The sequence below is a fragment of the Burkholderia sp. JPY481 genome, assembly GCF_038900515.1.
GTDB lineage: Bacteria > Pseudomonadota > Gammaproteobacteria > Burkholderiales > Burkholderiaceae > Paraburkholderia > Paraburkholderia youngii.
In genome coordinates, this window is sequence record NZ_JAYMRT010000007.1 from 167,102 (window position 1) to 180,173 (window position 13,072).

11 protein-coding genes and 1 tRNA gene are annotated in these 13,072 nt (G+C 63.9%); 3 read left to right on the forward strand and 9 right to left on the reverse strand.

Annotated features, from left to right (window positions below):
• Positions 1–34 precede the first annotated feature (34 nt).
• Positions 35–1,243 (forward strand): chromate transporter, encoded by a 1,209-nt coding sequence (locus tag VSR82_RS18955; RefSeq protein WP_429460513.1) that lies wholly within the window; start codon positions 35–37, stop codon positions 1,241–1,243.
• A 48-nt stretch (positions 1,244–1,291) separates the two neighbouring features.
• Here the strand turns inward: VSR82_RS18955 and VSR82_RS18960 are convergent, their stop codons facing one another.
• From VSR82_RS18960 to VSR82_RS18980, 5 genes are all read right to left on the reverse strand, one after another.
• Complete coding sequence (locus VSR82_RS18960; RefSeq protein WP_429460515.1) at positions 1,292–1,750, reverse strand: CopD family protein; 459 nt, start codon at positions 1,748–1,750, stop codon at positions 1,292–1,294.
• A 287-nt stretch (positions 1,751–2,037) separates the two neighbouring features.
• On the reverse strand, positions 2,038–4,359 hold the full coding sequence (parC, locus tag VSR82_RS18965) for a DNA topoisomerase IV subunit A (protein ID WP_410849732.1): 2,322 nt from the start codon (positions 4,357–4,359) through the stop codon (positions 2,038–2,040).
• Between the two features lie 61 nt (positions 4,360–4,420).
• A complete protein-coding gene (locus VSR82_RS18970; protein ID WP_368584596.1) occupies positions 4,421–6,406 on the reverse strand; it encodes a DNA topoisomerase IV subunit B in 1,986 nt (661 codons plus the stop codon).
• A gap of 493 nt (positions 6,407–6,899) precedes the next feature.
• Positions 6,900–8,834, reverse strand: coding sequence for an ATP-binding cassette domain-containing protein (locus VSR82_RS18975; RefSeq protein WP_368584610.1), 1,935 nt, complete (start codon positions 8,832–8,834; stop codon positions 6,900–6,902).
• Positions 8,835–8,993: 159 nt separating this feature from the next.
• Positions 8,994–9,395, reverse strand: a complete 402-nt coding sequence (locus VSR82_RS18980) for a DUF4399 domain-containing protein (protein ID WP_368623457.1) — start codon at positions 9,393–9,395, stop codon at positions 8,994–8,996.
• A 307-nt stretch (positions 9,396–9,702) separates the two neighbouring features.
• Between VSR82_RS18980 and VSR82_RS18985 the strand changes: the two genes are divergently transcribed.
• Positions 9,703–9,894, forward strand: coding sequence for a rubredoxin (locus VSR82_RS18985; RefSeq protein ID WP_013088815.1), 192 nt, complete (start codon positions 9,703–9,705; stop codon positions 9,892–9,894).
• A 233-nt stretch (positions 9,895–10,127) separates the two neighbouring features.
• Positions 10,128–10,202: transfer RNA gene (locus VSR82_RS18990), tRNA-Arg, on the forward strand.
• A gap of 340 nt (positions 10,203–10,542) precedes the next feature.
• Here VSR82_RS18990 and VSR82_RS18995 read toward each other — a convergent pair.
• The 4 genes from VSR82_RS18995 to VSR82_RS19010 form a co-directional block, all read right to left on the reverse strand.
• Positions 10,543–11,382 carry a hypothetical protein gene (locus VSR82_RS18995; protein ID WP_498857992.1) on the reverse strand — a complete coding sequence of 280 codons (840 nt, stop codon included), beginning with the start codon at positions 11,380–11,382 and terminating at the stop codon, positions 10,543–10,545.
• Positions 11,383–11,543: 161 nt separating this feature from the next.
• Complete coding sequence (locus VSR82_RS19000) at positions 11,544–12,251, reverse strand: glutathione S-transferase C-terminal domain-containing protein (RefSeq protein ID WP_410849730.1); 708 nt, start codon at positions 12,249–12,251, stop codon at positions 11,544–11,546.
• 128 nt (positions 12,252–12,379) lie between these two features.
• On the reverse strand, positions 12,380–12,601 hold the full coding sequence (locus tag VSR82_RS19005; RefSeq protein ID WP_368584589.1) for a hypothetical protein: 222 nt from the start codon (positions 12,599–12,601) through the stop codon (positions 12,380–12,382).
• A gap of 229 nt (positions 12,602–12,830) precedes the next feature.
• Positions 12,831–13,022 (reverse strand): CsbD family protein, encoded by a 192-nt coding sequence (locus VSR82_RS19010; RefSeq protein WP_013088810.1) that lies wholly within the window; start codon positions 13,020–13,022, stop codon positions 12,831–12,833.
• Between the last annotated feature and the right edge of the window lie 50 nt (positions 13,023–13,072).

Below are 13,072 nucleotides of genomic sequence, written 5' to 3' on the forward strand. Positions count from 1 at the left end.
ACGGGCGCCCGCACGCCGGGCATCCACAGCGCCGATGCCGACCATCACCAGCGAGGAGGCTGCCCGCCGCGGGCGACGGGAACCGCTATGGACGCTGTTCCGGGTCGTGTGCGGCTTGTCGGCGCTGTCGTGGGGCGGCCTCGCGTTGATGGCGCAGCTCGAGCATCACTACGTCGAACGCGAGGGGCGGCTCTCGCGCGTGGCGTTCTCGGATCTGATCGCGCTCGCGTGGATGGTGCCGGGACCCGTCGGCTGCAACGTCGCCGTGCAGCTCGGGCACGCGCTGCGCGGGCGCGCGGGCGCGTGGGTCGCCGGTGTGGCGAGCGTGCTGCCCTTCTTCACACTGATGACGCTGTTCGCGATCTTCTACCGCACGCCCGTCGTGCATACGATCGCGTCGCAGACACTGTTGCATCACTTCAGCGTCGTGCTCGCGACACTGATTGCGCTCACCTGGTACAAGCAGACGCGCGCGCTGGTGCACGGCAAGCTCGAATGGGCGGCGGCGCTGCTCGGCAGCATCGCGCTGCTCTATGCGCACAGCGCCGCGGCGTATGTGGTGATGCTGGGAGCAGCCTTCGGCACCGGCTGGTTCGCGAGCCCGGAGCGCGACTCGCGGCTGGCAGTGTCGCTCCGGCGCGGCGATTATCGGCTGCTGGCCGCGCTCGGCGTGCTGCTCGTGCTGTTTGCACTGCCGCTGCCGCATCGCTATGACCTCGCGCTGCTGTGGCCGCGCCTCGCGGGTGCCGGCATGACGCTGTTCGGCGGCGGCTTCTCCGCGTTGCCAGTGCTGAAGACGCTGTTCGTCACGCCGGGGGTCGGCGTGTCCGATAACGACTTCACGCTCGCGTTTACGCTGTCGCCGTTGTCCCCTGGTCCGCTGCTGAACGTGGTGCCGTTCTTCGGCTATCTCGTCGATGGCTGGCTCGGCGCGCTGATCGCGACGCTCGCGCTATTCGTGCCGTCTGGCTGCCTCGTCGTGCTCGCGCAGCGGCATCTGCATCAATTGAAGGTGAACCCGCGCTTCGAGCACGGCATGAGAATACTGCGCGCGGTTACGACCGCCTTTCTCGCGGTCGCGGTACTGCGCATTGCCTCGCATGTACCGCTGGAACCGATCTACCTGTTGACCGCGACGTTCTCCGCGATGTGCTTCGCGAAGCTGAAGGTGCCGGTGTACGCCGTGTATGCAACGGTGGCGGTGGCGTGCGGCTTATGGCTCGCGTACGGCGTCACGACGTGACGCGTCGCGGGCCGCACGAAGCCCGTGGTGCCGTTGGCGATCGGCGGATCAGAAACCGCGCGACAGCACCGCGACGCCGATCGTCACGACGCCCAGCACGAGATTGATCAGCACGAGACGGCGGACCGAACCGACCGCCCGCGCGCCGTCGGGCCACTTCTGCGCCTGCACCGCGCGGCGAATGCGCGGATACACGGCGAAGCGGATATGCCCGAAGATCAGCATCATCACGATGCCGAGGCCGGCCATCGCATGCAGCGGCCACGTTGCATGACCGCCGCCGAACTGCATCAGCAGGAAGCCGCCGCTAATCAGAATGACGAGCACCGACACCCCGACCCAGTTGAAGAAGCGGCCAAACACCGACTCCCACAGCGGCAGGCGCAGTTGAGGCGACAGATCGCCGAGCGCCGGACGCAGGCAGAAATGCGCGAACACCATACCGCCGACCCACACCGCCACCCCGAGCAGATGCAGAAAAAGCGCGACTTCGATAGCCTTGTTCATGTAGTTTTCCTCTCCCGACGACGCCACACCGTTTTGGACACTTGATCCCGCTCAGCAGCAACTGAGCGCGTTCGACCATACGTGATACAGGCAGTTCCGGGTATCGACGTCTATTGCATCGTATTTTGTCGTTGTGATCGCGCCACCTTCATCTGGCCGCGACGCCGCCGCACCCCGTTTGCTTCCAACCCTTCGCGCGACGGACTTTTTGTGACAGGCCGCGAGCGCCCCGCATGCTAGCAGGCACCCGTGGCTTTCCAGCGTCAAACTTGGTTAAATCGATTCCACTAAGCCGGCAGCACCGGACGCATGCCGTCGAGCTTCAGCTTGCTGTCAGGCGCGCGACCCTTGCGCGCACGCTTGCCGACATGCGCCGCAAGCTCGGCGCCGGCCAGCTTCTCCTCGTCGACTCGGCCGCCGCGGCGTGTGCCGATCAGCACCAGGCCGGCCTTGTCGATCGCGAGCGCCTGCACCAGCGTCTCGTTGTCGTCGAGCGCCATCAGCGTGACGCCACGACCGCCGCCCGACAGCGTCTTCATCTCGTCGAGGCCGAACACCAGCAGACGCCCGCCCGACGACAGACACGCGACCTGCACCGCATCCGGCAGCATCGGCATCGGCGCGAGCGGTGCGGCGCCGGCGTCGATCGTCATGAACGACTTGCCGGCCTTCACGCGGCTCACCATGTCGCCGACCTTGGCGATAAAGCCGAAGCCGTTGCTCGACGCGAGCAGCAGCGCCTGGTCCGCCGACGCCGCGTAGTAGTGCATCAGATGGCTGCCCGATTCGAGCTCGATCAGCGAAGTGACCGGCACCCCGTCACCACGCCCGCCCGGCAGTTGCGCCACCGCGACTGAATAGACGCGCCCGTTGCTGCCCCACGCGATCAGCGTATCGGGCGTGCGGCACTGGAACGCCGCGTAGAGACCGTCGCCAGCCTTGAAGCTGAAGCCCGCGACATCGAGCCCGTGGCCCTTCAACGCGCGCACCCAGCCCTTCTGCGACACCACCACCGTGACCGGTTCGTCGACCACGCGCGCTTCGAACGTCGCGCGCTTTTCCTGCTGGATCAGCGTGCGGCGCTCGTCGCCGTACTGCTTCGCGTCGGCTTCGATTTCCTTGATCAGCTGGCGCTTCATCGCCGGTTCGCTGCCGAGCAGTTCTTCGAGCTTGGCCTTCTCTTCGCGCAGTTCGGCCAGTTCCTTCTCGATCTTGATCTTCTCGAGACGGGCCAACTGACGCAGCCGGATTTCGAGGATGTCCTCGGCCTGACGGTCCGTGAGGCCGAACGCGGCCATCAGCGCGACCTTCGGCTCGTCCGATTCGCGAATGATGCGGATGACTTCGTCGATATTCAGGAAGACGATCATCCGGCCTTCGAGAATATGGATGCGGTCGTCGACCTTCGACAGGCGATGCCGCGTGCGGCGCGTGACCGTCGCGAAACGGAACGCGATCCACTCGTGCAGGATTTCGCTCAAGCCCTTCTGACGCGGCCGGCCGTCGCCACCGACCATCACCATGTTCAGCGGCGCGTTCGATTCGAGGCTCGTATGCGCGAGCAGCGTATTGACGAACTCGGTCTGATCGATGCGGCTCGACTTCGGCTCGAACACGAGACGCACCGGCGCGTCCTTGCCCGATTCGTCACGCACCGCGTCGACGAGCGCGAGCAGCGTCTGCTTGGTCTGCAACTGCTCGGGCGTCAGCGCCTTCTTGCCGAGCTTGATCTTCGGGTTGGTCTGTTCTTCGATTTCCTCGAGCACCTTCTGCGCGGCCGTGTTCGGCGGCAGTTCGGTGATCACGAGCTGCCACTGGCCGCGTGCGAGGTCTTCGATCTTCCAGCGCGCGCGCACCTTCAGGCTGCCGCGGCCGGTTTCGTACGCGGCGGCGATTTCCGCCTCGCTCGAAATGATCTGGCCGCCGCCCGGGAAGTCCGGACCCGGCACATGCTGCATCAGTTCCGCGTGGGAGAGCTTCGGATGGCGGATCAGCGCGACCGCGGCGCTTGCGACTTCGCGCAGGTTGTGCGACGGAATTTCCGTCGCGAGACCGACCGCGATGCCCGATGCGCCATTGAGCAGCACGAACGGCAGACGCGCCGGCAGCACCTTCGGCTCGTCGAACGAGCCGTCGTAGTTCGGCATGAAGTCGACCGTGCCCTGGTCGATTTCGCTGAGCAGCAGCTTCGCGATCGGCGTCAGACGCGCTTCGGTGTATCGCATCGCCGCCGCGCCGTCGCCATCGCGCGAGCCGAAGTTGCCCTGGCCGTCGATCAGCGGATAGCGCATCGAGAAGTCCTGCGCGAGACGCACGAGTGCGTCGTACGCGGACTGGTCGCCGTGCGGGTGATACTTACCGAGCACGTCGCCGACCACGCGTGCCGATTTGACCGGCTTCGCGTTGTCGCCGAGGCCCATCTCGTTCATCGCGAACAGGATGCGGCGCTGCACCGGCTTCTGGCCGTCGCAAACGTCCGGCAGCGCGCGGCCCTTGACCACGCTGACCGCATACTCGAGATACGCGCGCTCCGCGTAGTTGCCGAGCGTCAGCACGTCGCCGTCCGACGGCGGCTCGTTGAAAAGGTCGAGAGTGTTATCGTCGTCCATCTAGATTCCGTGTCCGTGTTTGGCTTGAAGTGTCGTATGCCGCATCGAGGCGCAAATGCGCTCAGATGTCCGCTTCCACTTCGTTGCCCTTCTCTTCGAGCCAGCTGCGGCGCGACGCCGCTTCGCCCTTGCCCATCAGCATCGTCATGCGCGCGACGGTCGCGTCGTAGTCGAGTTCACCGAGCGCAACCGGTTGCAGGCGGCGCGTGTCGGGATTCATCGTGGTGTCCCACAGCTGCTCGGCGCTCATTTCACCGAGACCCTTGAAGCGGCTGATCGACCACTGGTTGTCGCGCACGCCGTCCTTGCGCAGCTTGTCGAGAATCGCCTCGAGTTCGCCTTCGTCGAGCGCATAGAGCTTCTGCGCGGGCTTCTTGCCGCGCGCGGGTGCATCGACGCGAAACAGCGGCGGCCGCGCGACGCACACATGGCCACGCTCGATCAGCTGCGGGAAGTGCTTGAAGAACAGCGTGAGCAGCAGCACCTGAATGTGGGAGCCGTCGACGTCCGCATCCGACAGAATGCAGATCTTGCCGTAGCGCAGATTCGACAGATCGACCTTGTCGTCCGGATTATGCGGATCGACGCCGATCGCTACCGAAATGTCGTGCACCTCGTTGTTCGCGAACAGACGATCACGCTCGGTTTCCCACGTGTTCAGCACCTTGCCGCGCAGCGGCAGAATGGCCTGGTATTCCTTGTCGCGGCCCATCTTCGCGGAGCCGCCCGCCGAGTCACCCTCGACGAGGAACAGCTCGTTGCGTCCGATTTCCGTCGATTCGCAATCGGTCAGCTTGCCGGGCAGCACCGCGACACCCGAGCTCTTGCGCTTCTCGATTTTCTGGCCCGCGCGCGTGCGCGCCTGGGCCTGTTTGATCACGAGGTCTGCGAGCTTCTTGCCGTGCTCGACGTGCTGGTTCAACCACAGTTCGAGCGCCGGCCGCGCGAATGACGACACCAGCTTGACCGCGTCGCGGCTATTCAGGCGCTCCTTGATCTGCCCTTGAAACTGCGGATCGAGCACCTTCGCCGACAGCACGAACGACACGCGCGCGAACACGTCTTCGGCAAGCAGCTTCACGCCTTTCGGCTGCAGGTTGTGCAACTCGACGAAGCTCTTGACCGCCTGATAAAGACCGTCGCGCAAACCCGACTCATGCGTGCCGCCCGCGGGCGTCGGAATCAGGTTCACGTACGACTCGCGCGTGAGCGGCCCTTCCTCGCTCCACGCGACGACCCACGCTGCGCCCTCGCCTTCGGCGAACGTCTCTTCGCTCGAACGCGAGCTTTCCGCATAGCGCTCGCCCTCGAACAGCGGAATCAGCAGATCGCTGCCGTTCATGCCTTCGAGCAGATAGCCGCGCAGGCCGTCTTCGTATTTCCAGCTTTGCTGCTCGCCGGTCTTTTCGTTGACGAGCGTGACTTCGACGCCCGGCAGCAGCACCGCTTTCGAGCGCAATAGACGCTGCAACTCGCCGAGCGGCAGGTTCGGCGAATCGAAGTACTTCGGATCGGCCCACGCGGTCACCCGCGTGCCGGATTTCTTGTCGGCCTTGGTGGCGGCACGCACCTGGAGCGGCTTCGCGACGTCGCCGTGCGCGAAGCTCAGTTCGGCCACCTTGCCGTCGCGCCACACGGTGACGTCGAGCCGCGTGGACAGCGCGTTCGTGACCGACACGCCGACGCCGTGCAAACCGCCCGAGAACGTATAGGCGCCGCCGGCGGCCTTGTCGAATTTGCCGCCCGCATGCAGGCGCGTGAAAACGATTTCGACGACCGGTACGCCTTCGTCGGGGTGCAGGCCGAACGGAATGCCGCGGCCGTCGTCGTCGACCGAGACCGAATGGTCCGCGTGCAGTGTGACCGTGATTTGCCGGCCGTAGCCGCCGAGGGCTTCGTCCGATGCGTTGTCGATGACTTCCTGGATGATGTGCAGCGGATTCTCGGTGCGGGTGTACATGCCGGGTCGTTGCTTGACCGGCTCAAGACCCTTCAACACCTTGATCGACGCTTCGCTATACGCGGCGTTTGGCTTTTTCGTAGACATGATTGACTCGGTGCGTCGGTTCATCGTTGTCCACAGGTCCTGTGGACAGGGCCGTGGACAATGCGTTGAGTTTTCAAAAAAAGCGAAACGAAACAACAGGGTTAGGCGGAGTGCCCGCAGTGCGGGCAAGCTGTTTTGTTGCGCGGCTTCCGCTGGCGCGCTCAGAGGCCGAGCATCGACGCTCAGCCCGCCGGGGAAGCCTGTTCGCGGGGTATTGTACTGATTTCGATCACGGCGGCAATTGACGTCGCGCTGAATTGGCCGACTGGATAAGGCGCGGCGGGCGCTGGGGGACATGCGCCGGAGGATGGACGTCTCGCGGGACGGCGGCGCAATGGCTATCGGCAGGTAGCGGCGGAACTGCACGGACGTGCGCCCGCTGAACATTCAATGCATGCGCAGCGGCGTTCTCTGTTGTTTTCGTGCCGCCCGCGCATGCTGCATCAGCTCATGCGTGAGGAAGCGCGCCATGCGGCGCGCGCACCGCGTTGCGTCACTTGACGCGGTTTTCCAACTCGTCCCACCGCTCGAGCGCGAGCATCAGTTCTTCGTCGATCTCGGCATAGCGCTCGGTCAGACGCGCGCCTTCGCGTGCATCCTTCGCGAACACCGAGCCGTCTTCGAGCTGCGCGCCGATCGCCTTCTGTTCGGCTTCGAGGTCGGCAATCATTTTCGGCAGCGCCTCCAGTTCGCGCTGCTCCTTGAACGACAGCTTCGCGCTGCGCTGCGCATTGCGGCCCGTGGCGCTTTCCTTCGGCGCCGCTTCTTTCGGTGCTTCCTTGCTCGATTCCTTCTGTGCTTCGAGCGCGAGTTGCTCCGATCGATCGCGCTGCGTCTGCCAGTCCGTAAAGCCGCCGACGTATTCGCGCCACTTGCCGCCGCCTTCCGATGCGATCACCGACGTCACCACGTTATCGAGAAACGCGCGGTCGTGGCTGACGAGCAGCACCGTGCCGTCGTAATCGATCAGCAGTTCTTCGAGCAGTTCGAGCGTCGGAATGTCGAGGTCGTTGGTCGGTTCATCGAGCACCAGCACGTTGGCCGGACGCGCGAACAGACGCGCGAGCAACAGCCGGTTGCGCTCGCCGCCCGACAGCGACTTGACCGGCGAACGCGCGCGCTCCGGCGCGAACAGGAAGTCGCCGAGGTAGCTCATCACGTGCTTCTTCTGGCCGTTGATTTCGACCCACTCGCTGCCCGGGCTGATCGTGTCGGCGAGACTCTTTTCCAGATCGAGCGCAGCGCGCATCTGATCGAAATAGGCGACCTGCAGATTGGTGCCGACGCGCACATTGCCTTCATCTGGCGCGAGTTCGCCGAGGATCAGCTTCAGCAGCGTGGTCTTGCCCGCGCCGTTCGGACCGACGAAGCCGATCTTGTCGCCGCGCATCACCGTAGCCGTGAAGCGGTCCACCACCGTGCGCTCGCCATAGCGCTTCGTCACGTCCGTCAGTTCCGCGACGATCTTGCCGGACTTCTCGCCCTGACCGACGTCGAGCTTCACGTTGCCTTGCACGTTGCGGCGCTCGGCGCGCTCGTTGCGCATCTGCACGAGCCGCGCGATGCGCCCCACGCTGCGCGTGCGGCGTGCCTCGACACCCTTGCGAATCCACACTTCTTCCTGCGCGAGCAGCTTGTCGAACTTCTCGTTCTCGATACGCTCGACTTCGAGCTGCTGCGCCTTGCGCGTCTGGTACGCGGAGAAATTGCCCGGATACGACAGCAGCCGCCCGCGATCGAGTTCGACGATGCGCGTCGCGACGCGGTCGAGAAACGCGCGATCGTGCGTGATGAACAGCAGCCCCGCGCGCAGCGACACCAGCAGGTCTTCGAGCCAGCGGATGCCGTCGAAGTCGAGATGGTTGGTCGGCTCGTCAAGCAGCAGCACGTCGGGCTGCACGACGAGCGCGCGCGCGAGCGCGGCGCGCTTTTGCATGCCGCCCGACAGCGAGCCGACGCGCGCTTCGCCGTTCAGGCCGATCTGCTGCAGCGTGGTCGCGACGCGGGTGCTCCAGTTCCATGCGTCCGCGGCGTCCAGCGACGATTGCAGCGTGTTCATGCGCGCAAGCAGCGCGTCGTGTTCCGCGCCTTCCGGCGTGTCGGCGAGCTGATGCGCGACCGCGTCGTATTCGTCGAGCAGCGCGCGCGCCTCGGTGAGACCGGCGGCGACCGCGTCGAACACGGTGTCGTCGGCGTTGAACTCGGGCTCCTGCGGCACGTACACCGTGCTCAGATGCTGTTGACGCGAGACGAGGCCGTCGTCGGGTTTGGCCAGATCGGCGACGATCTTCAACAGCGACGACTTGCCCGCGCCGTTGCGCCCGATCAGCCCGACGCGCTCGCCCGCTTCGAGCGAGAAATCCGCGTGGTCGAGCAGCGCGACGTGACCGAACGCGAGCTGGGCTCCGGTAATGGTGTAAAGCGACATGGGAATGGGAGAAGACAGCGATGAGTCGGAACTGCTCATTGTACCGGGCGCGGGGCCGGTCGCAGGGATGCCTGGGGGGAGATGCGTGCAAGGCGGCGTGCAACGCAATCGGTGCGGCCGGCGACACCCGCGCGCCGGCCCGGCTTTTCGAACAACGGCTTACTTCACATGCACCGTGATCGTCTTGCTCATCTGCGGCCCATACGAGCGATGCGCGCCGTCGCCGAATTGCAGCGTCAGCGTATGGTCGCCCGGCGGCAGCGTCAGATCGGTTTCGGTCTGGCCTTTGCCGAAGTGCAGCGACTTGTCGGTCGCGGCGATAACCTCGCCTTTCGGCAGCGGCTTGCCGTCGACCAGCAGATGATGATGTCCGGTGCCCTCCGTCATCGTGCCGGCAGGCGCGATCTTCATGCCGTCGAGGCCGAACACGACGTGCACCGGGTTGGTGACGGTCGCCCCGTCCGCCGGTTGCACGAAGGTCACGCCCTCCGCCTGCGCCACGCCCGACACGGCGAGCAGTCCTGCCGCCACGATGCCGACCAACCGTCTGTTTTTAAACATCGTTTTCTCCTTTGGAAGCGAAACTCGTCCACGCGATACCGCCAGCAGCCTGGTCCTGAGACCGATCGTCGCAATCCATGCCAGGCGGGCGCCACATCTGTCGAATCAGATAGCTTGCAGAGCAAAGCGTACACGCTTTGTGTGACGAGACCGGTCGCCGCGAGCCCGGGCCTCGCGGATGCGTTGCGACCGCGGCGCACAGGTCGTCTGCGGCTGAATTGACTAATTCCGGTAATATTGCGGGTCGCCGCGCCGCCCCATAAAGGGGCAGAGCAGCCGGCCATTGCATTGAACGAGAGAGTGTGTCGTGAGTGAAGTAATCGAAGTGACGGAATACAAGAGCTGGGTCTGCCTGATTTGCGGCTGGATCTACAACGAGGAAGACGGCCTGCCCGAAGAAGGCATCGCGCCGGGCACGCGCTTCGCCGACATCCCGGAAGACTGGCGCTGCCCGCTGTGCGACGTGGGCAAGGCGGAGTTCGCGGTAGTCGAGTTTTAATGTTGTCATGACGTCGGGCGATGGGCGCGGTTGGGTGCCCTTCGCCGGATGGTCAGGTGGTTTGCACGGCCCGGCAGGCGATGTCTGCGGGGCCGTTTCTTTTTGAGGTTGTTGGGGCGCGCGGGCCGGTTGCTGGCTTGGCTCTCCTTTTGCCCGCGCCGGTTTGATATACTCTGCGCTCGCCGGTCAGTGTGGACTCACCGAGTCCTCGCCGATCTGTCCGGCCCGGTCCTCTCCCTGTAGTTCAATGGATAGAACAAGTGCCTCCTAAGCGCTAGATACAGGTTCGATTCCTGTCAGGGGGACCAGATAGCTTCCCGGCGTTGCCCGCAAAAGTATTACAACATGGGCTCCCACAGCGCTGACTAATCGCCGCGAATGTGAATCTCCATCGTCCCGCTCAGTTCTTCTGGTAGTTGGTCCTCGTTGCCGTCGCCGGACAGCGGTTCGGAAAGCTCGATTCTGCCCGATGAGCACGCTGTCCAGAAACCAATCGTGGAAATAGCCCCAAGCCTTCAGCATTTCCTCTGTCATCTGCTGGATCGATCGTTCGTGAAACAGCTAAGCGCAAAAAAGAATCTCGACCTTGCGAGTTCGACGACGGTGATCGCGAAACGCGTCTGAGGCGACGCCAGTCCAACGGCCCCGTTATTTTTGCATCGGCCGACGCAGACTTTGCTCGTATATCGAAGGATCGACGACGTTCATGTGATCCTTTGGGCGTTCACCGAATACTCGCTCGAAGTCCTCGGCACCCAGAATGTCGGCGGCGTCGTGGAGAAAAGACGAATAGGCCTGATTGAGCTCCGAGGCCGACGGAGCATCGCTACCCTGCGGGGCGTATTGCAAACGCTCGACCTGCACCATAAATGCGCGGCGATGATTCATCAACGACTTGATCTTCGCTTGCGCGTCGGGACCCTTCAAGGTCGCCTGAAGATGCTCCTGAAAATCGTCGACATCGGATTCCTGATGTGCTGACTTCATGGCGTTACTCCCGCTTGGTGTCGAGCACTGAATCTTTTTGCTCGCCCATGCAGCATGCTGCTTGCCGTACGTTCCGAAGATCGCGTTGCTCAACCAGTAGCCCCTGGACGCGCGCACCGTAGCTGGAGCTGCTCCAGCGCCACCGGTCGCCCAAAGAATCTGGTTCGACAGCTGATGGCATACACCATCGCGACCATAGCTGAAGATCGTTCCACGAGCGGCCGGATCGATGTTCGAGTCCACATCGGGCTTACATAAGCAACTAGCATAAAGCAGATTTGCCGCGCCGGAAGCCAGAAAACCATCCGCACTGACCGGCGTCCCACCTCGGGCGTGGAAGCTGCCCCAGCTGTACCAATAATGCTCGCCCGCGAGCAGGACATCCGCCAGCGCCGGATATATCTTCACGCGGCTGTCGTAAGTCGTGACCCAGGTGTGATCGACCACGGAATCCTGGAAATACGCCGGAACGGACCATGCGAACAATGTAACGGCGCTCATTGCTCCACCTTTTTGTCCGGTCGCATCACGGCGCTGCCGCGCGAAGGCCGCCCGAAAAGCCGCCCGAAAAGCCGGTAAGAACTTTACTCAGCTAAAAAGTTATACGCGCTCAGCGGTACTAATTTCAAGGACACGAAGAACCGCCGAGGCGACGCAGGCCATCAGGCCGGCCGCTGCGGAATATTCAGGCCGCGCGCTACCGCCGGACGCTCGACGAACGCAGCCAGCACGCGCCGCACGTTCGGGAAGTCCTGAATGCCGACCAGCTCTCCGGCCTCATAAAAGCCGACCAGATTGCGCACCCACGGGAAGATCGCGATATCGGCGATCGAATACTGGTCGCCCATCACCCAGGCGCGTCCGTCGAGGCGTTGTTCCAGCACGCCGAGCAGCCGCTTCGATTCGGCGATGTAGCGATCGCGCGGACGCTTATCCTCGTATTCCTTGCCGGCGAATTTGTGGAAGAAACCGACCTGGCCGAACATCGGACCGATGCCGCCCATCTGGAACATCACCCACTGGATCGTCTCGTAGCGCCCAGCGGCGTCCTGTGGGATCAGCTGGCCGCTTTTGTCGGCCAGATAGATCAGGATCGCGCCCGATTCGAACAGCGGCAGCGGTTTGCCGTCGGGACCGTGCGGATCGAGGATCGCCGGAATCTTGTTGTTCGGGTTCAGCGACAGAAACGCCGGCGTCATCTGATCGTTGGTGTCGAAGCGCACCAGATGCGGCTCGTACGGCAAGCCGGTTTCCTCGAGCATGATCGAGATTTTTACGCCATTGGGCGTCGGCAGCGAATAGAGCTGAATCCGGTCCGGATGCTCGGCCGGCCATTTCTTCGTGATCGCGAAAGCGGATAAATCGGTCATGGGTTCGGGTCGCCCTAGGGTCAGAAATTGCAAGACCGCCCAATATAAACCGACTCGCCACAACGCGTGCGAGGCCGCGCGAAGACCTTACAGACGCCGCGGCAACAGCGCCGTTCGCGATCGGCGGATCACCACAAGTCCTTCGTCGCCGTGCCCGCGCGCAGGTTGAAGCCCTCTCGCCACAACGTCGCGCCGACCGTCACCAGCAGCGTCTTCTCGGTGCCGTCGAGCAGTTCCCACGCGGCCGCAAGCCACGTCGCGAAGCTCGCACAGGTCGCTTCGAGATCGGGCGGCGCCTTGCCTTCCAGGTACTGCCGTTCGAACATCGAAAGTATCTTTTCGGGTGTCATTGGCGCGACCTCCTGCTGGGATTTCCGCCAAGTCTAAAGGGCTGGCGGCGCGTGCGGAATGCCCATCATCGTGATCACGGGTTACTCCCAGGCCGGCCGCCGCGCGAGCGTCAGCCGCGACCCAAACAGTGAAATCGGACTGGCGCGCTCCGATCTGCACCGTCCGAAAAACAAAGGCGCCGCGACAGTCGCGACGCCTCGCCGTTACGGCAACCTACGCCGAACGGGGTCAGTGATGACCGCGCTTTGCATTGTCCTTGGCGTCCTCCTTCGCATCGCCATAGGCCTTCTGCACCTTGCCGGCGCCCTGCTGCACATCGCCCTTGAGTTCCTTCGCGGGGTCGTTCGTGGCCTTGCCGACGGCCTCGTTGACCTTGCCCTTGACCTGCTCGCCAACGCCCTTCACTTGATCCTTGTTCATGTTCGGCTCCCATATGCGTAGTCGACAGAGATGCCGGCGCGGTATTCCGC

Bases quoted from the DNA above. Each gene is read 5' to 3' on its own strand.
- VSR82_RS18955 (WP_429460513.1), top strand. From the start codon at position 35: ATGCCGACCATCACCAGCGAGGAGGCTGCCCGCCGCGGGCGACGGGAA.
- VSR82_RS18960 (WP_429460515.1), bottom strand. From the start codon at position 1,750: ATGAACAAGGCTATCGAAGTCGCGCTTTTTCTGCATCTGCTCGGGGTG.
- parC (WP_410849732.1), bottom strand. From the start codon at position 4,359: ATGGACGACGATAACACTCTCGACCTTTTCAACGAGCCGCCGTCGGAC.
- VSR82_RS18970 (WP_368584596.1), bottom strand. From the start codon at position 6,406: ATGTCTACGAAAAAGCCAAACGCCGCGTATAGCGAAGCGTCGATCAAG.
- VSR82_RS18975 (WP_368584610.1), bottom strand. From the start codon at position 8,834: ATGTCGCTTTACACCATTACCGGAGCCCAGCTCGCGTTCGGTCACGTC.
- VSR82_RS18980 (WP_368623457.1), bottom strand. From the start codon at position 9,395: ATGTTTAAAAACAGACGGTTGGTCGGCATCGTGGCGGCAGGACTGCTC.
- VSR82_RS18995 (WP_498857992.1), bottom strand. From the start codon at position 11,382: ATGAGCGCCGTTACATTGTTCGCATGGTCCGTTCCGGCGTATTTCCAG.
- VSR82_RS19000 (WP_410849730.1), bottom strand. From the start codon at position 12,251: ATGACCGATTTATCCGCTTTCGCGATCACGAAGAAATGGCCGGCCGAG.
- VSR82_RS19005 (WP_368584589.1), bottom strand. From the start codon at position 12,601: ATGACACCCGAAAAGATACTTTCGATGTTCGAACGGCAGTACCTGGAA.
- VSR82_RS19010 (WP_013088810.1), bottom strand. From the start codon at position 13,022: ATGAACAAGGATCAAGTGAAGGGCGTTGGCGAGCAGGTCAAGGGCAAG.